19 protein-coding genes and 5 tRNA genes are annotated in these 19,207 nt (G+C 54.3%); 8 read left to right on the forward strand and 16 right to left on the reverse strand.

Features of this window, described 5'->3' with window-relative positions:
• Positions 1–95 precede the first annotated feature (95 nt).
• The 5 genes from ACI48J_RS23425 to ACI48J_RS23445 all read left to right on the forward strand — a co-directional run bounded on the left by ACI48J_RS23425 (position 96) and on the right by ACI48J_RS23445 (position 4,268).
• On the forward strand, positions 96–617 hold the full coding sequence (locus tag ACI48J_RS23425; RefSeq protein WP_326050931.1) for a DUF2179 domain-containing protein: 522 nt from the start codon (positions 96–98) through the stop codon (positions 615–617).
• Between the two features lie 99 nt (positions 618–716).
• Positions 717–1,940 carry an ABC transporter ATP-binding protein gene (locus ACI48J_RS23430; RefSeq protein ID WP_405080446.1) on the forward strand — a complete coding sequence of 408 codons (1,224 nt, stop codon included), beginning with the start codon at positions 717–719 and terminating at the stop codon, positions 1,938–1,940.
• Positions 1,941–2,609, forward strand: coding sequence for an ABC transporter permease (locus tag ACI48J_RS23435; RefSeq protein ID WP_009675169.1), 669 nt, complete (start codon positions 1,941–1,943; stop codon positions 2,607–2,609).
• 97 nt (positions 2,610–2,706) lie between these two features.
• Positions 2,707–3,606, forward strand: coding sequence for a glycine betaine ABC transporter substrate-binding protein (locus tag ACI48J_RS23440; protein WP_326050929.1), 900 nt, complete (start codon positions 2,707–2,709; stop codon positions 3,604–3,606).
• 32 nt (positions 3,607–3,638) lie between these two features.
• Entirely contained in the window at positions 3,639–4,268 is a 630-nt protein-coding gene (locus tag ACI48J_RS23445; protein WP_009675182.1) for an ABC transporter permease, read from the forward strand.
• Positions 4,269–4,536: 268 nt separating this feature from the next.
• On the opposite strand, the gene ACI48J_RS23450 is transcribed toward ACI48J_RS23445, so the two are convergent.
• The 8 genes from ACI48J_RS23450 to ACI48J_RS23485 all read right to left on the reverse strand — a co-directional run bounded on the left by ACI48J_RS23450 (position 4,537) and on the right by ACI48J_RS23485 (position 8,215).
• A complete protein-coding gene (locus tag ACI48J_RS23450; RefSeq protein WP_405080447.1) occupies positions 4,537–4,956 on the reverse strand; it encodes a pyridoxamine 5'-phosphate oxidase family protein in 420 nt (139 codons plus the stop codon).
• Between the two features lie 106 nt (positions 4,957–5,062).
• Positions 5,063–6,676, reverse strand: a complete 1,614-nt coding sequence (locus ACI48J_RS23455; RefSeq protein WP_326050924.1) for an alpha/beta hydrolase — start codon at positions 6,674–6,676, stop codon at positions 5,063–5,065.
• Between the two features lie 429 nt (positions 6,677–7,105).
• Positions 7,106–7,187 (reverse strand) — tRNA-Leu (locus ACI48J_RS23460).
• A gap of 17 nt (positions 7,188–7,204) precedes the next feature.
• Positions 7,205–7,277: transfer RNA gene (locus ACI48J_RS23465), tRNA-Lys, on the reverse strand.
• 3 nt (positions 7,278–7,280) lie between these two features.
• Positions 7,281–7,355 (reverse strand) — tRNA-Glu (locus ACI48J_RS23470).
• Positions 7,356–7,551: 196 nt separating this feature from the next.
• A tRNA-Ser gene (locus tag ACI48J_RS23475) sits at positions 7,552–7,642 on the reverse strand.
• A 5-nt stretch (positions 7,643–7,647) separates the two neighbouring features.
• Positions 7,648–7,723, reverse strand: a tRNA-Asn gene (locus ACI48J_RS23480).
• 18 nt (positions 7,724–7,741) lie between these two features.
• Positions 7,742–8,215 (reverse strand): SprT family protein, encoded by a 474-nt coding sequence (locus tag ACI48J_RS23485; protein WP_405080449.1) that lies wholly within the window; start codon positions 8,213–8,215, stop codon positions 7,742–7,744.
• Positions 8,216–8,357: 142 nt separating this feature from the next.
• On the opposite strand from ACI48J_RS23485, the gene ACI48J_RS23490 reads away from it, so the two are divergent.
• Together ACI48J_RS23490 and cmpA are read left to right on the forward strand one after the other, a co-directional pair.
• Positions 8,358–8,723, forward strand: a complete 366-nt coding sequence (locus ACI48J_RS23490; RefSeq protein WP_405080451.1) for a hydrolase/acyltransferase — start codon at positions 8,358–8,360, stop codon at positions 8,721–8,723.
• Between the two features lie 96 nt (positions 8,724–8,819).
• Positions 8,820–8,966: a cortex morphogenetic protein CmpA gene (gene cmpA, locus ACI48J_RS23495; protein WP_085981306.1), complete on the forward strand. Its 147-nt coding sequence runs from the start codon at positions 8,820–8,822 to the stop codon at positions 8,964–8,966.
• Positions 8,967–9,012: 46 nt separating this feature from the next.
• Here cmpA and nagZ read toward each other — a convergent pair whose 3' ends face one another.
• The 7 genes from nagZ to ACI48J_RS23530 form a co-directional block, all read right to left on the reverse strand.
• The gene (nagZ, locus tag ACI48J_RS23500) at positions 9,013–10,272 is read right to left on the reverse strand and encodes a beta-N-acetylhexosaminidase (protein WP_405080453.1); all 1,260 of its coding nucleotides are present in this window, start codon (positions 10,270–10,272) and stop codon (positions 9,013–9,015) included.
• 192 nt (positions 10,273–10,464) lie between these two features.
• A complete protein-coding gene (locus ACI48J_RS23505; RefSeq protein WP_405080454.1) occupies positions 10,465–12,696 on the reverse strand; it encodes a Tex family protein in 2,232 nt (743 codons plus the stop codon).
• A 178-nt stretch (positions 12,697–12,874) separates the two neighbouring features.
• The gene (locus ACI48J_RS23510; protein ID WP_009675190.1) at positions 12,875–13,225 is read right to left on the reverse strand and encodes a type II toxin-antitoxin system PemK/MazF family toxin; all 351 of its coding nucleotides are present in this window, start codon (positions 13,223–13,225) and stop codon (positions 12,875–12,877) included.
• A 4-nt stretch (positions 13,226–13,229) separates the two neighbouring features.
• Entirely contained in the window at positions 13,230–13,511 is a 282-nt protein-coding gene (locus tag ACI48J_RS23515) for a CopG family ribbon-helix-helix protein (protein ID WP_036740450.1), read from the reverse strand.
• Positions 13,512–13,726: 215 nt separating this feature from the next.
• Positions 13,727–14,926, reverse strand: a complete 1,200-nt coding sequence (gene alr, locus ACI48J_RS23520; RefSeq protein ID WP_405080456.1) for an alanine racemase — start codon at positions 14,924–14,926, stop codon at positions 13,727–13,729.
• Positions 14,927–15,108: 182 nt separating this feature from the next.
• On the reverse strand, positions 15,109–16,536 hold the full coding sequence (locus ACI48J_RS23525; RefSeq protein WP_405080457.1) for a DUF4367 domain-containing protein: 1,428 nt from the start codon (positions 16,534–16,536) through the stop codon (positions 15,109–15,111).
• 261 nt (positions 16,537–16,797) lie between these two features.
• Entirely contained in the window at positions 16,798–17,799 is a 1,002-nt protein-coding gene (locus ACI48J_RS23530; RefSeq protein WP_405080458.1) for a serine hydrolase domain-containing protein, read from the reverse strand.
• Between the two features lie 241 nt (positions 17,800–18,040).
• Between ACI48J_RS23530 and ACI48J_RS23535 the strand changes: the two genes are divergently transcribed.
• The gene (locus ACI48J_RS23535) at positions 18,041–18,502 is read left to right on the forward strand and encodes a MarR family winged helix-turn-helix transcriptional regulator (RefSeq protein ID WP_405080459.1); all 462 of its coding nucleotides are present in this window, start codon (positions 18,041–18,043) and stop codon (positions 18,500–18,502) included.
• 48 nt (positions 18,503–18,550) lie between these two features.
• Here the strand turns inward: ACI48J_RS23535 and ACI48J_RS23540 are convergent, their stop codons facing one another.
• Positions 18,551–19,171, reverse strand: a complete 621-nt coding sequence (locus ACI48J_RS23540) for a TetR/AcrR family transcriptional regulator (protein WP_326051210.1) — start codon at positions 19,169–19,171, stop codon at positions 18,551–18,553.
• Positions 19,172–19,207: the final 36 nt, after the last annotated feature.

Here is a 19,207-nt window from a genome sequence, read left to right on the forward strand (position 1 = left end):
CCTTCTCTCTCCTGTTCCTGTTCGGCTGCGGCGATTGTGGGTAATACCTTTTTATAAGTTGAAAGCGCCAAACTCACATCGAAAGGAGCATCAGCATGATAAGCGCGCAAACCATTCTTACCATTATCGTCATCAATATCGCTTATGTCTCTCTCTCCACGATCCGCATGATTTTGGTGATGAAAGCACGAAGGCTGCTCGCAGCAAGTATAAGTACGGTGGAAATCTTCATTTATCTAATGGGTCTTAATATTGTGCTCAAGAACATCGACGATCCTGTCAATATTATCGCTTACTGCGTAGGCTGGGGGGCCGGCGTCTGGCTGGGGATCCGCATTGAAGGCTGGCTTGCGCTCGGATACACCACTCTGCAGATTGTCGTCGATTATACGGAAACGACTCTGCCTGATACCCTGCGGAGCAAAGGCTACGGAGTCACCCATTGGGTGGCGGAAGGACGTGACGGTCCCCGTCTGGTCATGCAGGTGCTAGCCAAGCGTTCTCTGGAAAAAAAGCTTCTGAGCACTCTTCATGAACTTGCTCCGAAAGCTTTTGTAATCTCTTATGAACCGCGTTTTTTCCGCGGCGGTTTCTGGACGAGGAGGCTGAACCCTTAACCGGTTGGTGATTCACTTTGTCTCCTCCTGTTTATATAAAAGGTTACATAAGTAAATTCCACGTTGTTACTTAGAGAAAAAAAAGGGGTGCTGCATAGGATGATTCGTCTGGAAGGTGTTATCAAAAGATACGACGATGGATTCGTCGCACTAAAAAATCTTAATTTAGAGTTTGCCGAAGGCCAGCTCCATGTCCTGATCGGACCAAGCGGATGCGGTAAATCCACCACGATGAAACTGATCAACCGCTTGATCAATCCCTCCGAAGGGAAGGTTACCATTAAAGGGAAGGATATTTCCCAAATGGATCCGGTCGAGCTGAGACGCAACATCGGCTATGTGATACAAAATATCGGCCTGTTCCCCCAGATGACGATCGCCAAAAATGTAGCGGTTGTTCCAAAGCTTCTGAAATGGGACCAGCAGCGCATAGATACACGGGTCGATGAACTGCTTCGCTTGGTATCCCTTGACCCGGACACGTTCCGCAACCGCTATCCATCCGAACTTAGCGGAGGACAGCAGCAGCGTATCGGCGTTATCCGCGCTCTGGCCGCGGAACCCGATATCATTTTGATGGATGAGCCTTTCAGCGCGCTCGACCCCATCTCCCGGGAACAGCTGCAGGATGAACTGGTACGGCTTCAACAGGATTTGAAGAAGACGATAATTTTCGTTACCCATGACATGGACGAGGCCGTGAAAATCGCGGACAATATTGTGCTTATGAAGGACGGCGAGATCATTCAGCACGGCAGTCCGGAGCATATCCTCCGTTATCCGGCCAATGAGTTTGTAAAGTCTTTCGTCGGTAAAAAGAGGCTGCAGGCGGATACCGGATTCGAGGAAATCCCTACCGTCGATGAGGTTATGGCCGAACATCCGATCACAGCCTATCCTTCACGCGGTCTTGCCGAAGCCATTAAAATCATGGAGAAAAACCGGGTCGATTCCCTCCTGATCGTAGATAGGCAGAATCGTCTGATCGGTACGACGTCCATCTTCCAGGTGCTCGATAAGTATAAACAGGAAAATATCACACTCGCCGATATCGCCAAGCCTTTTCATCATACGGTCGAGACAGGCACTTCCTTATCCGTGGCAATCCAGCTTATGAACGAGCATAACCTTCCTTATATTCCGGTTGTCCGCGAGAACAACACGTTCGCCGGGCTCGTTACCAAAGGAAGTGTAGTCCGTCATATCGCGGATGTGTATACGCCGACCGAGTCTGACGAATTTGCCGAAACGGCCGAAGCGGCGCTCCAAGCTTCAGCGGAAGACGGGACGCAAGTACCGGTCGGCGGCAGCGGAGGTGCTTAAATGGACTTCCTGAACAGCTACGGTCAATTTCTTAGCGACCGGTTGCCGGATATCCTGGTCGCTTTCCGGGAGCATCTGATCATTTCGTTCCTGTCTATCCTTTTCGGCTGTATTGTCGCCATTCCTATAGGCGTATATTTGGCCGGAAACCGGATTAAATGGATCAATTCGCTTGTTTTCGCATTATCGAATCTACTCCAGACCATTCCCAGCCTTGCGCTGCTCGCTATCCTGATCCCGCTGATCGGGGTTGGTATGAAGCCGGCCATCATCGCCCTGTTCCTGTATTCCCTGATGCCTATCATGCGGAATACGTTCACGGGTTTCCAAGCGGTTAACCCGCATCTGATCGAGGCCGCAAGAGGCATGGGCTACAGCTCCATCCAGCGGTTAGTGCGCATCCAGCTTCCCCTGGCTCTTCCCTACATCATGTCCGGCGTCCGCGTGACAACGGTTTATATTATCAGCTGGGCTACACTGGCGACCCTTATCGGAGCCGGCGGTCTGGGCCAGTTGATTGTAGCGGGGATGGGCGTGAACAAGAAGGAGCTTATTTTCACGGGCGCCATTCTGGCCGTCATCTTGGCTCTGATCGCCGATTTCGTGCTGGGGGCCTTGGAGAAATGGCTCACCTCCCGCACCAAAACATCAAGCGCTAAAGCGGCTTAACTTTTTTTGAAGACTATCATTAAACGAGCTGAATAAAAGCTTATCACTCACTATAAAAAACGGCCGCGCTGTGAAGGTCGTCTAAAGGGGATTTCGAATGAAACGTGTGAGAAGACGCTTACTGGCAGCAAGCCTTCTCGCTGCGGTTGTTGTGTCAGCAAGCGGCTGCGGACGGGGAGATACCATTCTGATCGGAACGCAGACTTTTTCGGAGCCGAAAATTTTGGCCCAAATGTACAAGCTGCTGATCGAGGACCGCACCGACCTGAAGGTGGATGTGCTCCCGGATCTTGCGTCAAGCGGAGTGATCATCGATGCCATGAAGAAGGGCGACATTCAGATGTCCACCCTTTATTCCGGCGAACTGCTCAACAAGCATTTCCCGATCGAAGACAAGAAAAGAAACCGGGAAGAAGTGCTTGCGGAAGCACAGGCCGGTTTCGATAAATATTTTAACTTTAAATGGTTTAATCCTTATGGATTTGAAAATACGTATGCCTTTACGGTACGCAAAGAATTGGCGGACGAGAAGGGCTGGAAGAAGATTTCGGACATTACTCCGGAAGCCGGCTCTATCAAGCTTGGCGTGGACACTACCTGGCTGGAAAGAGAAAGCGACGGGTACAAGGCATTCGCCAAACATTACGGGCTTCAATTCGGGGATACGCTCCCCATGGAGGTCGCACTCGTGTACAGTGCCGTAGCCAGCAAAAAAGTGGATATCGTATTGGCTTACTCAACGGACGCCCGGTTAAAAGAATACAATTTGGTGACACTGGAGGACGACAAACAGTTCTTCCCTCCTTACGATGCCTCACCGGTCGTGAAAAAAGAACTGCTGGCCGCTCATCCGGAGCTGAACGATATCATCGGACTGCTTATCGGGAAAATCGATGCCAAAACCATGATTGATTTGAACTATGAAGTTGACGTGAAAAAACGCAATGAGAAAAAAGTTGCGGAAGACTATTTAAAACAAATCGGACTGCTGAAATAAAGGTCCTGCAGGCCTTCTAAGGGGACATGAATATGGAGCTTTTCTTTCAATACGTTAGTGAAAACTGGCTTGATTTGCTGGGACTGACTTACGATCATATCGTAATGGTTCTCCTTGCCATTCTCATGGCGCTAATAGTCGGGGTGCCGCTGGGTATTCTGGCCGCGCGTTACCGCCGCCTCGGTTCCGTCATTCTTACGGCCGCGAACATTATCCAGGTGTTTCCGAGTCTGGCGCTGCTCGTGCTGCTGATGATCGTGTTCGGGCTCGGCTTCAAGACAGTGGTCATCGGCCTCTTCCTCTATTCCCTGATGCCGATCATCCGCAACACCTTTGTCGGGCTCACCCAGGTAAATCCGGCGATTACGGAAGCCGGACGCGGAGTCGGCATGAGCCAGCTTCAGCTGATGTGGAAGGTGCAGCTTCCGCTGTCGCTGCCTTTCATCGCGACAGGCGTACGGGTGGCCGCGGTCATTGCCATCGGCGTGGCTACCATCGCTCCGCTGATCGGGGGCGGGGGTCTGGGCCGGGAGATTTATTCCGGCATCAACATGGACAACTCCGCCCGTTTGTATGCGGGAGCTATCCCGGCGGCGCTTCTCGCGCTGCTGACGGATTTTGTCCTCGGCCAGGTGCAGAAGCGCATGCACATCAGCCGGTAGTGTAAAAGAACGCGGAAGACTGCCTTTGCAGCCTCCGCGTTCTTTTGATTTTCCGGCCGTGCTCCACCGCCCGTGTGTGGAGCACGCCCAACACGGCGGCGGCATATCGGGACGGAGCCGGTATCTTCCTGACGAACCGCTCTGTCGTTCGAGCTGGCCGAGCCGGGAAGATCCGGAAACAGACCGGATTCCCGTTCCTTCCGTTTAATTAAAAAGCCGAAAGGGTCCAGAGCGGACTCCTTTCGGCTTTGTGCTTTTATTCGCGGCGTTATTGCGCCTGCCATACCTGCCGCTCGGATTTACCGCTGTAATACTCGATACGGCCGGGAACAATCTTCAAGATGACATATTCCGGATCGTGCGGACCGTCAAACCATTCCTTGAAGTCGTCGCGCCATACTTTTTCGCGCAAGTTTTCATCGGTACTCACGCTGCCTTCCGCTTCGATTTGAAGGATATCGGAAGAAGGCTTGCCGTCAAAGCCCACCAGAATATGTACATGGGGATTGTCCCGCAGCTCTTCCACCTTATCGGTTTTACGGTTGGTCGCCAGATAAATCGTCAGGTCATCGTGAAATAAAGCCATATAGCGTACACGCGGTTTCCCATTCTCAACAGTACCGAACGAACAGAACTCGTTTTTATCCAGAACGCTTACGATCTGCTGTTCCAAAGACGGATTCGACATGCTCTCTCCAGCTCCTTTCGAGTAAACACGCTTCTCTTTCTCTTTTTAGATTACCCGAAATGATGAAGCCCCAAACGAAGGAGAGCCCCGCTTTGGCGAAGCGGGCTTATTCGACTTTTCCCGCCTCATTCGTCACGGCGAAATTGTAGTTCACGGAACGTGTAAAAGGTTCCTGCCGCTCGTTCACTCCGTTGATGTCGAATGAGATATTATAGACCCCGGGCTCCGTCGGCGCTTTGAAGTTTAAGAGAACTTCGTTCTTCGCGGTTTGCAGATTAACTTCTCCCGCTTGCTGGAGGCTCTTCACCTTTCCTTTGCCTCCGGAACGGGTCAGCTTCGCCTTCTTCGCTTTAGTGTCTTCCAGCTTGCCCGCTCCGTCGAACGAAACGGCAATTTGTGCATCCTCACCTTGTTTGTATTGTTTGCGGGCGTTCTTGATTTGTCCTTTTACACGGCCTTCCGGACGGGCCAGCATAAAGTATGCATCCCCTTGTCCCGACAGTTCCAGGGTCCAGTTCCCCTTCTCCGGGTTCTCAAGCGTCAGCGTATGATGAACGGCATCGGAGAACAGAACGGCATCGTCTTTCTCCGCACTTTTAGCCGGGTTAAGCGGGATCTTTTTGCCGGATGGGCTTGTCAATGTGACTTGCGTCGTTTCTTTAGCCGTCAATACATCCAGCGAGATCGTGCCCAGACCGCTTTCAAGCGGGAACACCTCTTTTGCGGATCCTTTGGCGAGACTGCCCCCTTTCATAATGAAAGAAGAATTCTCGGAAACCGCGGGAGCCGCTTGGGGAACTGCGGAAAGGTTCTCTTCTTGAAGCGCCGCCGCTGCAGCCGCCGTTTTGCCGAGTGCCAGTTTAGGCTGAACCAGGCTCCAAGTCTGGGAAGCCGTCGTCATCGCGCTGTGGGAGATGTTTTTTGTAAAGCTTTTAATGCCATAAGGCAGTCCAAGCGCGGAAGCTACGCTGACCGCACCGTCATCCTCGCCCGGAAGGACGGCATGAGCGAACCAGTAGGCAGTGAACCAGCCGTCATCGCCTTCTCCGCCGGACATGTAGGTCTTAGTAGCGGAGACTCCGGGCTTGCTGTCTGTCTGTGTCCGGAAATTGGCCATGTAGGAAGTTTGCAGCGAATAGACCGCATCATCTTTCTTGCCGAGAATGTCGGCCAGCCAGCTTGTCCAGTCGCTGTAAGCCATGTCAGCCAGCTCGGAGCCCTTATTCGGCGTAGAAAGCTGATGAACGACGTTCACATACGGCGCGGCGCCGTAATGCAGGAGAGCGGCTTGCGTGTCGATTCCGCCCTTGGAGTGAGCGATGATGTTAATCTGGGAGACACCATAATATTGGGCGACCTTCTTGATGACCTCGGCCAGCTTCGGACCGTTGGTCCACATGTCCCCGCCCGTACCGTCCGCATCTTTCAGTTGTACGAAAGCCGTGCGGTATCCGGCCTTATAAGCCGCCTCGTAGTATCCGTCCGTTTTGAGCCAGGTGTTATAGTTCGAGTGAAGACCCTGAACGAAAAGAATCACGGGCTTGTCATTGGAAGCCTGCGGCGGCACCGCTCCCGTGTACCAGTCCCCGAAATTGCCGGACGGGTTGTCGTCATGCAGAGCCGGAGCCGGCGGCTGAGCGGCTTGGACCACCGAAGAACACGCAAGAACGGCGGTAAGACCTAACAAGGGGATCATACGGGCACGAACTTTTTGAATCATTTAATTCCCTCCTCTGAATGGATAATAGCTTACTCCACCATTATATGGAAGGAATTACAATTCAGCATTAGCTGGATGTTAATTTTAAGAAAATAAAAAAACCCGGAACTATTTCCGGACTAAAGTAATTAGGACCAACCTATTTGACCGTCCGCCAACACAAATCTCCTTTTTCGGACTTCCTCTCCTATTCAAAAAGGAACAGTTCATCGACATCGGCTCCTTACTGCGTCCGGCTGGCGGTATATTTGTCTTAATTTCCTAAGCTTCCGGCCTTTCGACATCCGCATGATGTACTTGAATCCTTTGTCGATGAATCATCCGGCACAAATAGACACCCGTCTCACGGTTCGATATTTCTCGGGAAATATTTCTAAAAAAAATAAGAGACCCCGCTGTACTCAGCAAGGTCTCTTATTTAATGAGGTATGCGGTCGGAGGGATTTGAACCCTCACGCCCATTGGGCACTACCCCCTCAAGATAGCGTGTCTGCCGTTCCACCACGACCGCATGTGAGGTAAAGAATGTGAGCCATGAAGGACTCGAACCTTCGACACCCTGATTAAAAGTCAGGTGCTCTACCAACTGAGCTAATGGCTCTCATGGTGACCCGTAGGGGATTCGAACCCCTGTTACCTCCGTGAAAGGGAGGTGTCTTAACCCCTTGACCAACGGGCCATGTCAACTCTTAGAACATGATGTCGTTTTTGACGACAAGTGTTATTATAGCTTAACCTATTCAAAATGACAAGCCTAATTTGCAATGAATTTTCTGGCACAAAATCGTATTGCCCGGCACCCGTGCCGCTTGCGCAAAGGCCCTTAAAAAGCAAAAAAGCCGCTGTATCTAAGCGACTTTCTTCACAATACTTAATGGCGGAGAGAGAGGGATTCGAACCCTCGCACCACTTACGCAGTCTAACCCCTTAGCAGAGGGTCCCCTTGAGCCACTTGGGTATCTCTCCAGATATGGCTCCCCGAACAGGACTCGAACCTGTGACAACTCGATTAACAGTCGAGTGCTCTACCAACTGAGCTATCAGGGAAAGACAATAATTAATTTATCATGAACGTTTGGGAAAGTCAAGCGTGTAAAGTTCCAGCTTTCCCCGGCATTTTCCGCACGAGTATTTACGCACATCCATCTTTCTTTTCCGGTAATATTCGGTGCCGCAGGCCACGCACCGGAGCTTGTACTTGTAAGGCGCCGGTTCCTTGCGCTGAGGCAAAGCCCGGCAAAATCGCGTCCCGCCCACCTGCTTGAGCAGAAGTTTAAAGTCGGCGTCACGGTGCTGATAACCTCTTCTCTGCAAATGGAGATGATAGTGGCACAGCTCGTGCTTAATGATTTTTTCGACATCGTCCCTGCCGTAAGTCTCCCACTGGTGCCAGCTGATTTCAATATCGTGGGACTTCGTAAAATACCGACCGCCCGTGGCACGAAGCCTGCGGTTAAACCGCGCACGGTGACGAAACGGCCATCCGAACGCCTGCAGAGAAATCTGCTCCACCCACTCCTGAAGCTGCCCGTCGTCCATAGCAAGCGACTCCTTTCCCCGCTTCGGCACGGGATTTCCCGTATGCTCCCGCGGATAAGTCTCTCTTGAATTTGTACCTAATGAAGGGCTATACTGTCAAGTAGAAAACGAGAACGTGATGCGCGAGAGGAGCACCGCCGCTATGCCGACCAGCGTTATGAAATATGCCGTATTGAAACTGAAAGACCAGCTTGAATTTGTCGAAATGCCCGCTACGCACATGTACCAGCTTACGGCTTTGAACGGCCGGCTGCACAAAGAAATCGAGAAGCTGACCGCACACAATGTGCCTGAACTGCCGGTCGTCATCGCCGAATGCGACAACCTGGAGCCGGTGGGTACCGCTTATCCGGTAACCGGAGGCCTGGACTATATCAATAAGCTGGAAGCATCCTTTGCTTCCATTCAGGAATCCGCCTACCCGCTCGTATCGCTGCTCACCGAAATCCGGGCGCTGCAGGCCCAACTGGAGCAATGGTACGAAGAGTACGAGGAAGATCAGCAGTAAATCTCCGCTATTCCGATAAAAAAAGTTGCAGGACCTGCACGCCGGCCGCCTCTTCCCCATATGCTGTAAGTAGTCAGTCAGGAAGGGGATGGCGTTATGCCGCAATGGCTCTGCAACCAGCTGATGCGAGCGTTTCAGAACAAAAACCCTCGGCAGATTCGTTTACTTAACGACAGTTGGTTTTTTTACCGGACACGGAGATCACCCGACGAGCTGTCGGGATCCTTTGAAAAAAGCAGGTAGCTCCGCAGAGGCGGAATTACCTGCTTTTTTTGTGAGCTCCGGGCCGTTAAGGCAGACGGGCGTCCAGGACCCGGCCGATCTGCTCGTTGATCTTGCCGACGTCCGGCTGCGGAGCCGGGCGATCGGCTAACGTGTACTTGTATTTCAGCTTCAGAATCCGGTAAACGCTCTCGTCGATTCTCCGCTCCGAGAGAACGCCGGTTTCGGCGGCTTGCTTCAGCGCTTTTACGACCCGGACCGTGTTGTCGAATTCATGACAGACGAGGGCTACGTCCGTGCCTGCTTTCACGGCTTGAACGGCCGCCTCGCCGATTCCGTAGCTTTTGACGATGGCGCCCATTGTCAGATCGTCCGTAAACACGACACCGCCGAAATTCAGCTCTTTGCGCAGCAAATCGGTAATGACCGCCGGGGATAGGGAAGCCGGATAAGTGGAATCCAGCTTCGGAAGCAGAATGTGCGCAACCATGACCGCATCCGCCCCGCTCTGAAAGGCTTTGACGAAAGGGACAAGCTCAAAAGAACGCAGACGGCTCGCATCGTGCTCCACGACAGGCAGCCCGATATGCGAATCTACCGCGGTATCGCCATGTCCCGGGAAATGTTTCACGACGGGGATCACTTTCTGCGCGGCGATGGCTTTCATCATCTCGACGCCGAGATTGCCTACAAGCTCGGGCGTCGACCCGAAAGAACGGTCCCCGATGACCGGATTCTTCGGGTTGCTGTTGATATCGAGCACCGGAGCGAAATCCGTGTTAAATCCGAGGGAAGCCACTTCCCGGGCCAGAATATCCCCGATCTCCGCAGCGAAACGCAGGTTCTTCGTACTGCCGATCACCTGGCTCGCGGGTACGTTCATATACTCGTCCGGCATGCGGCTGACGCGTCCGCCTTCCTCGTCCACGCTCAGCATAAGCGGTATTTTGCTGCCCGTGCGGGCATTCTCTTCTTTCAGCGAATTCAGGAGTCCTGTCGCCTGGACCGCGCTTTTTACGTTCGGCTTGAATAAAATGAAGCCTCCGACCTTATAAGTATCTATCAGCTGCCGCGCGTGCTCGTCCATCTCCAGTCCGTCGACTCCGCTGATGACCATCTGCCCGATTTTCTGATCCAGCGTCATCCTTGCAATCTGATCCTTCAGCGGATCCTCGACCGTAGGAGTCGGACTCGGCTGCGAATCCTTGCCGCCGCTTTGACTCTTGCCCGGACCTGCTTGCGGTCCCGACGTGCTGCATCCGGCCGAAATAAACAGCAGAACGGCAAGCGCCAGCGTTCCTCCCTTGCGTAACCATGTGTGAAGCATGGACCTTCCCTCCGCTCTGATCGTCTGCCGGATTCCAGCGGCAGCTATCTTTTCTGTTTTTGCCCATTCGGGTAAGAGTTATTCCTGCCCTGCCTGATTGAGATGTCAGGACGGTACTAAGATGCCAAATTCGGAGTAAAAAAGAAACCTCAAGCTCTTTGGGATCTTGAGGTTCTTTATGGTCCGTTCCGTTTATTGCGGCTGTTTCATCGTCAGGCCGACACGGCCCTTCTTCACATCTACGTTCAATACCCAGACCGTTACGTTGTCACCGACGGATACCACATCCATCGGATGTTTCACGAACTTGTCGCTGAGCTGGGAAATATGGACGAGACCGTCGCTTTTGATCCCGATATCGACAAAAGCGCCGAAATCGATCACGTTGCGCACGGTACCCTGAAGCTCCATCCCGGGCTTCAGATCTTCGATCTGCAGGACGTCGGTCCGGAAGATCGGCGTTCCGAGTTCCTCGCGGGGATCGCGGCCAGGACGCTGCAGGCTGTCCAGGATGTCGCGCAGCGTAGGAACGCCGATGCCGAGCTTGGGCGCAAGCTCATCGGGCTCCTGGCGCTGAAGCAGTTCCTTCAGTTGCTGGGAGCCGATCCCGGCAAGCTCGACTCTCAGCTCGGCCAGCAGCTTGTCCACCACGTCGTATGTCTCCGGGTGGATCGGCGTGTTGTCGAGCGGGTTGCCGCTTCCGGGTACCCGTAGGAAGCCGATGCACTGCTCGAACGTCTTGGCGCCTAGGCGGGGAACCTTCTGCAGCTCCTTGCGGCTGCCGAACTTCCCGTTCTCCTCGCGGAACTTCACGATATTTTTCGCGATCGTGCTGTTGATTCCGGAGACGTAGGAAAGCAGGGACGGCGATGCCGTGTTCACGTCGACGCCGACATGGTTAACGGCGGATTCGACAACCGCTTTTAGGCTCTCGTCGAGATGCTTCTGCGAGACGTCGTGCTGGTATTGGCCGACGCCGATCGCCTTCGGCTCGATTTTGACAAGCTCCGCGAGCGGGTCCTGCAGGCGGCGCGCAATCGAGATGGCGCTGCGCTCCGCCACGTCGAGATCCGGGAACTCCGTCTGAGCAAGTTTCGATGCGGAGTACACGCTTGCGCCGGCCTCGTTCACGATGAGGTACTGGAGCTTGCGCGCTTTAAGTTCGGCGATCAGATCCGCCACGAACTGCTCGGTTTCGCGCGAAGCGGTACCGTTGCCGATAACGATGAGGCTGACATCGTATGTGTCGATCAGGCGCTTGAAGGCGGCCTTCGCTTCGGCGACTTTGTTGTTCGGCGGCGTCGGATACGTCACCGTGACCTCCAGCATCTTGCCCGTCTCATCCACGACGGCCAGCTTGCAACCGGTCCGGTAAGCCGGGTCGACGCCGAGCACGGTTTGGCCCTTAACGGGCGCCTGGAGAAGCAGATTCCGCAGATTGCCGGCGAAAATCTGGATCGCGTGCGTCTCCGCCCGTTCCGTCAGCTCTCCGCGGACTTCCCGCTCGATGGATGGCGCGATCAGACGCTTGTAGGCGTCTTCCACAGCCGATTGCAGCGCGTCGCGCGTCACGGACGGCCCCTGGATAACCTGACGGCCGATGAATTCGTGAATCCGCTCAACGGGAACGTCGAGCGCCACTTTCAGCACGTCCTCGCGCTCGCCCCGGTTAATCGCCAGCGTCCGGTGCGGCGGCATTTTTTTCAGCGGTTCCTGGTAGCTGTAGTACATCTCGTAAACGGACTCTTCTTCCCGCTTCTTCGCTTCCGTACGCAGAATCCCGTTGTCGTGCGTAAATTTGCGGACCCAAGCCCGGATTTTCGCATCGTCCGCGAGCTGCTCGGCGACGATATCCTGCGCGCCTTGAAGAGCTTCTTCGACGGTGGCGACGCCTTTGTCTTCACGGACATACTTCTCGGCTTCTTCCTGAAGAGAACCTTTCTGAGGCTGTTTCAGTATAAACTTCGCCAGCGGCTCCAGCCCTTTTTCCTTTGCGACGCTCGCGCGTGTTTTGCGTTTCTGGCGGTATGGACGGTATAGATCCTCCAGCTCCTGGAGCTTTACCGCTTTTTCAATGGAAGCCTGAAGCTCGCCGGTGAGCTTGTCCTGTTCGTCGATAAGACGCAGCACTTCCAGCTTGCGGTCTTCCAGGTTGCGGAGGTAATTCAGCCGCTCCTCGATATCCCGCAGGAAATTCTCGTCTAGTTCTCCCGTCATTTCCTTCCGGTACCGCGCGATAAACGGGATGGTGTTGCCTTCATCCAGCAGATTTACGGTCGTTTGGACCTGCGAAGCCTTGAGCTGAAGCTCGCCGGCGATTTGTTTGACGATCCGGGCAGCCGTAGCCGCCGTTTTTTCCTCGGTCCGTTCGTAGCTCTTAGGTGCTTGCTGCTTGTCTGCGTGCTGGACATCCGTGTTTGCCATCGTTATTCCCCCATGCGTTTTGTAGCTTTCATCCGGGCAGACTTGTACTTGGCCCGATTTTTCCCCGTAGATACCGGGTCCCGCCGCGCTCGCGCGCCTGAACTCCTCTTCCGTGCCGCCTTTGTAAAAGAAACGAAAAAACGAGGGCTGTTAGGGCCCCTCGCTCCTCATTTCATCGCTAAAAATCAATCAGTCCCACGCTGACCTGCAGCGCTTCGTCCACCTTGCGCATTGATTCTTCATCCAGATGCGTAATTTTGTCGGTCAGCCGCTGCTTGTCGATCGTACGGATCTGTTCCAGCAAAATGACGGAGTCCCGGTCAAAACCGTGCGTTTCCGCATCGATTTCCACGTGCGTCGGTAGCTTCGCTTTCTGAATCTGCGCCGTAATTGCGGCGACGATGACCGTCGGGCTGAAGCGATTGCCGATGTCGTTCTGGATAATCAGCACCGGACGGACGCCGCCCTGTTCGGAACCGACAACCGGTGAAAGATCTGCGAAGTACACATCGCCACGTTTTACAATCAAATTATTACACCCCGCTTACTAAGCGTACCAGCGTATTGTCCGCCTCTTCCTCCGCTTGAAAAGCTTCGTCCGCTATCGTTAGGTTGATTTTAGCCATCTCCATGTAGCCTTTCTGCATGGATTCGCGAAGGCTGCGTTTTTTGCGTTCAAGCAAATACAGCTTCATGGCCTGGCGAATAAACTCGCTTCGGTTGGAGTTCTCCTTCTCCACAATGCCGTCGACCTCCTGTAATAGGTTGTCTGGCAAACTGATCATGATCCTCTTCGTGTTATGAGCATTATTCACCGATTTCGCACCCCCAAGAAACATCCGAAAACACTTTACTACCATTATGTCGATGCCGTAGTAAATTTATACTACTTCAGTATATATGCGTGTGGTATATCATTTATGCCATACGCATCGTCAAGCTCCCTTGTAATCTATTCGAGGGCATACCCTGAAATCCTGTTTTTCCTTCGGGAAAAATTGTGGAATTTTGATTAAGTCCTGTCGATCCGTTAAAAAAGATGTCTGAACAGGGAGTTGACCGCCTTCACTCTGCGGCCGCCGCTTACGTAAACGCGGGGAACCCGGTGAGAGATCATGCAGGTTACTTCGTAATTGATCGTGCCCAGCTTAGCGGCGATTTCCTCCGCGGTTATTCGCTCTTCGCCCTGCTCGCCGAGCAGGACAACCTCGTCCCCGAACGCCGCCTCCGGAATATCGCTCGTATTCAACATACATTGATCCATGCAAATCCGGCCTACGACCGGAGCCCTTCTGCCCCGGACCAGTGCTTCGGCCTTGCCCGTCAGCAGACGCGAGAAGCCGTCGGCATAGCCGATCGGCAGTGTGGCGATTTGTTCATCGCCTTGCGTGTGATAAATGGTGCCGTAGCTGACGCCCGATCTGGGTGGAAGAGTCTTCAGATGGACAATCCCCGTTTTGAGGCTCAGGACGGGTTTCAGTCTGATCTGCTCTTTGTTTACCTCTTCGGAAGGATACAGGCCATACATCGCAATGCCCAGACGTACCATGTTGTAAGTAAGTTCGGGCAGATCAATGGCCGTCGCGCTGTTGCCGGCGTGAACGAAAGGAAAACGGGCTCCCGGCAGCTCACCGGCCTTCCGGACGATCCCGGCGAATTTCGCGTGCTGTTCGTACGTATACGCTTTGTCGGTTTCATCCGCATTGGCATAGTGGGTAAACAGCCCCTCTACCCGGATTCCCTGCGTCTGCAGCGCTTTCGCGATAAACGCGACCGCTTCGTCCTCGTCGTGCAGGCCGATCCGTCCCATTCCGCTGTCGATTTTAATATGAATGTTAAGCGGCGGTTTGTTCCCGCCCGCTGCGGCGTCACGCTGCGCGTACCCGGAAGCCGCTTCAAGCAGCTCTTCCGTATAAACGGTCAGCGTAATGTCGTGTTCCAGCGCAAGTCCGATCCCTTCCGGCGGCGTGTAGCCCAGAACCAGGATAGGCGCCGTGATGCCGGCGTTCCTCAGCTCCATCGCTTCGTCGAGAAAAGCTACGGCCAGATAGGTCGCGCCGCATTCCATTGCCACTTTCGAAACCTCTACGGCACCGTGGCCGTAGGCATCGGCTTTCAGAACCGCCATCATGTGTACGCTCCCCGGCAGCACGCGCCTGAAAGTCTCCAGGTTGCTGCGGAGCGCATCCAATGAAATTTCTACGTAAGTCGGACGGTAAAAAGCATCCACGTCAAAGTTCACCTTCTTCAAGACTGTACACGGGACAAGGGAGATCCCGAATAAGCAGGGTCTCCCTTCCCTAATTGGCCGGCACTTCCGCCGTCCTCCGATACACCCATGTTAAAGGCTCCGCCGGATGAAGTCAATGCATTGTCCCGGGCAAAATTCCCCAATCCATGAGGCTTTGCGGGTTATTTGCCCGCTTCTTCGGCAACGGACTGGGCGATTTTGACAAGCTCGTTGTGCGGCAGGTCGGCGGTCGCCAGCCGGAATTCGATGCCCTCGTACGTCCATGTCAGCGTCTTCTTCTCGTCGCCGGTGACCACGCCGAGCGTGTAGCCCAGGTCGACGATATCGCCGGGCAGGACGGATACGGTCTGCGTCTGCGGCGCTACCTCAAGCAGCGTGTAGTTGTAGGTCCCCTGGTAGCGGACCATGATGCCCGTGTTCTCGCCGAGCTTCACGTCCCGGATGTCCTGCTGCGCGACACCCTTGGGCATGTAGGACGGCTCGATGAGGCCGAAGCCCGCGCTGCTGTTGGCCGCGGCGGTTTTGTCCGCGCCGGCCGTACCGGTCGCGGCTGTGCCAGCCGCCGCTGGCGCTGGCTGCTTGGCGCCGGTGCCGCCGGCGGAGGCTGCGCCGCCCGCGGGAGCGCCTGCCGCGGCGGGCGTCTTGCCGGCGTCGGCCGCCGTGCCGCCGGAGCCCGGCGCCGCTGCCGGAGCCTTCGCGGAGCCGTCCGCGGCTTTGCCGGCAGCCGCCGCGTCTTGAGCGGGCGACGCGGCCGGGGCTTTGCCGCCGTCGGCGGTGGCGGTGGCGCTTGTGCCGCTCGCTGGAGCGCCGGCAGCCGCGTCCTTGCCTGCGGCGCCTGCCGCGTTCGGCGCAGTCCCGGCTGCGGCCGCTTTGCCGTCCGGAGACGCTGCGCCCGCGGCCGGCTGGGTTACTGCGCCGGAGACAGGCGCGTCCTTATCCAGCGATTTCAGATCCCAGCTGGTCATGTTGCGCTGCATGTCGAAGCTATCTTTTTCCAGTTTTTTGCCAAATTCGAACTGCGTGAAATCAAGCTTGACGAGTACGTTCGAGCTGCTGTCGGAAACTTCGACCTTCTGCGGCGCGAGGTTTTTTTGATCCAGCCATATCTTCTGTCTCGCCATCTGTCCGCTGTTGGCATAATTCGCCGCCACGTCGAAGACGAACGAATTGCCCTCTTTCGTAAACTGGCGCTCCGTGTCCAGCAGAATGCTTTGAGCCAAGGACTGGAACAGGTAGACCTGACCCTGATTCTCCGGCCAGTCGCTCTGGAACCGGAAGCTTTTATGCAGATGAGGCGTCAAAACAAAAACCCCGTCATCGTTTCGCAGCACAACCTGCGTGATGTCTTTTTTCTCATTGGTCAAGGAAATGCGGTAATAATGCGGCTGCTGGTACCACACTTCCACTTGGTATTCCTGCGGTTCCTGCCCGGTTTGAAGAACCATGCGTCCCGTGCCCTGATAACTTTCGAGCTTGCCGATCACATGATCCAAATCTTTTACTACCGATCCTGCATCCTTTTTTCCACAACCGGCCAGAAGCAATGCTGCACTCATCACGATGGCGAGTATCCATGTGACCCGACGCATGTCATCATCCCCTCATCCTTAAGTAAAATGTACTGATACATGTCTATGAAGGGACTTGGCCGATTATGCGGACTAGTTTGACAAGCCGTGATCCTGTCCTTTGCCGGCCTTAGTTTTTTTGGGGGGAGGAATCCTGCACCGGAACGGCGGGAAGTTTTCATGCGGAAAAGGAGGCCTTCTATAAGAAGACCTCCTTTTGTTACCCGGCTGCGGCCGCCATGTGTGTCAGGCTGAGCATAGAGCATATTCTAATCCTACTAATTAGGAAGCTTCGGCCCGGGCGGCAAGCTTGTGAAGCTCACCGGGCAGGACGGAAGGAGTTATAGAGGCCGTATTGCTGAGCACGATGACCGTGATCCCCCGCTTTAAGTCGCGGACGAACGAAGACGTGAATCCGTTAATTCCGCCGTGATGATACACGGTCCCGTCCGGCTCCGTCTGATTGAACCAGCCATACCCGTACCCGGTCGGATTGTGCAGCTGATACATGTCGGACTGGATGTCTTCCGGCAGAAGCCGATTTTCGCGCAGCGCCTTGTCCCACCGGTACAGATCTGCTGCCGTAGAGTATAAACCGCCTGCCGCAAACGCATTCGACATGTCGATATGGGAAGCGTTGCAAAGCATTCCGGATGCATCGAATTCATAACCGGCGGCGCGTTTTTTTAGCAGACTTCTATTATCATCAAGGCCGGTGGCGGTCATTCCCGCAGGTTCAAACACATGCTCCTTCATATAAGAAGAGTAGCTGTGCCCGCTTGCCGCTTCGATCGCTTTTCCCAGCAGGATATAGCCTGAATTGGAGTACTTAAACCGGGAACCCGGTTCGAATTCGATCGGCTTTCCACGGAATAAAGCGATAAGCTCATCCACGTTCCGGCGGGCCTTCGCCTGCTCCGCAAACGCGGGCTGCTCCGTGAGATTCGGGATTCCGGAGGTGTGCATCAAAAGGTGCCGCAGCGTGATCCGGTCCCCCGACGGAAATCCGGGCACGTATTCCGCCACGGGGTCGCCGGTGCGGAGTGCTCCTTTTGCCGCAAGCCGCATAACGGCCGCTGCCGTCAGAGGCTTCGTAACGGAACCGATCCGGTAGACCGTGTCCGGCCTGCTCGCCGCCTCCAGTTCACGGTTGGCCCAACCGTAGGCCTCGTGAAACAAAATGTCGCCGTTTACGGCCACAAGCACCGTTCCGTCAAAGCCTTCTCCACTTGCGGATAATCGTACTTTTTCATCCAATAGCCGGTTCAAGGTATTGCTTTTCATCCTAACCACCTCTTATCTTTGATTTCAGTAGACAAAAGGCATACGATTAGGTTGGGTTTCTATCATAAATTATTCACTCCCTAATTAGTAAATAATTATGTACTATTATTGAAACTAACATAACCGCCTTGGCCTGTCAAACGGGCGTAGGGCGGTATGATATACGGTTCGCACTCTTCGCTTCGCAACGACATCTGAATCCGTATCGGCCGCAACCGTTAAAGGAGGTTCAAACGAACTTATGAACGACAATAAGCATGAACAGCAACAACTCACAGATGAATTAATCGCCAGCTGGGCTTTGCTGATGCCTCTGCTGGAGAAAAAAATGATGAGATTGTTTGAGCGGCAGGTGAAACAAACCCTCGGTCCCCAGCAATTCTACGCCTTGGTCATGGTGGAGGAAAAAAAGACGCTCCGCCTGTCCGGACTCGCCGCCGAGCTGGGCGTTTCCAAACAGCAGTTGACGCCTATCGTGGACAAGCTGCTTCACTTGGGTTATATCGAACGCGTGCCCGATCCTCAGGACAGGCGGGCGTCTCTTCTCCATGCGACGGCGGAGGGAAAGGCTTTTATCGGCGCTTACAAGCGGGAGATCGGAAACCTGCTGCGGGCAAAAGCGGACGCTTTCAGCCATGAACAGCTTGTCCGGTTAAACGAGGCCTTGAAAGATCTCCATGACGTACTGGGCGCCATGGATTGAACCGCCACAATACAGGGTTTTGTTATCGTCGTCTGCCGGGAAACCGGCTTATTCTTTTGCCCCGGTAAAAGGATCGTCCACGTAAGGACCGCGGGTCGCCAGGCGCATTAAATTCTCCGCCATATAGGAGGCCGTATACGGCATGCCGCTTTGAAGCCACCACAGGATGACGCCGAGGATAGCCGAGACCACGTAGCTCACGAGCATCTCCCGGGGCACCGCAAGCTGCCGCTCTTCCGGAGCTATCGTTCCGACCCCTTTGGTCACAAACCCGGTAATCACGTCCGTCAACCCGCGGGTAAAATAAGGCATCCGCCGTTCCCCCAGAACCACTTGATAAAACTGCGCATGCCTGGCAATTTCCTCGAACAGCCAGACAAAGGTAGGGTGCGGCTTCCCGCCGTCAAAACGAAACTCCGACGCATCTTCGAATAGAGGCTGGAGTCCGTCCACCAGCTCCTTTAATGTATCATCCATGCTCTGTTCCATGAGATCCTGCTTGTCCCGGTAATGGAGGTAAAAGGTCGCCCGGTTCAGTGCAGCGCGGTTCGCTATATCCTGGACTGTAATTTTCTCGTACCCTTGCTCCCCGATCAAAGCAATCAGCGCATCCCGCAGCATCAGGCGAGTCCTTACCACTCTCGGGTCCAATTTATTTTTTATCGACATAACCGCTCTCCTTGTATAAGATGTCGCGTTTTTACA

The sequence above is a fragment of the Paenibacillus chitinolyticus genome (assembly GCF_045038035.1).
Lineage (GTDB): Bacteria > Bacillota > Bacilli > Paenibacillales > NBRC-103111 > Paenibacillus_F > Paenibacillus_F chitinolyticus_A.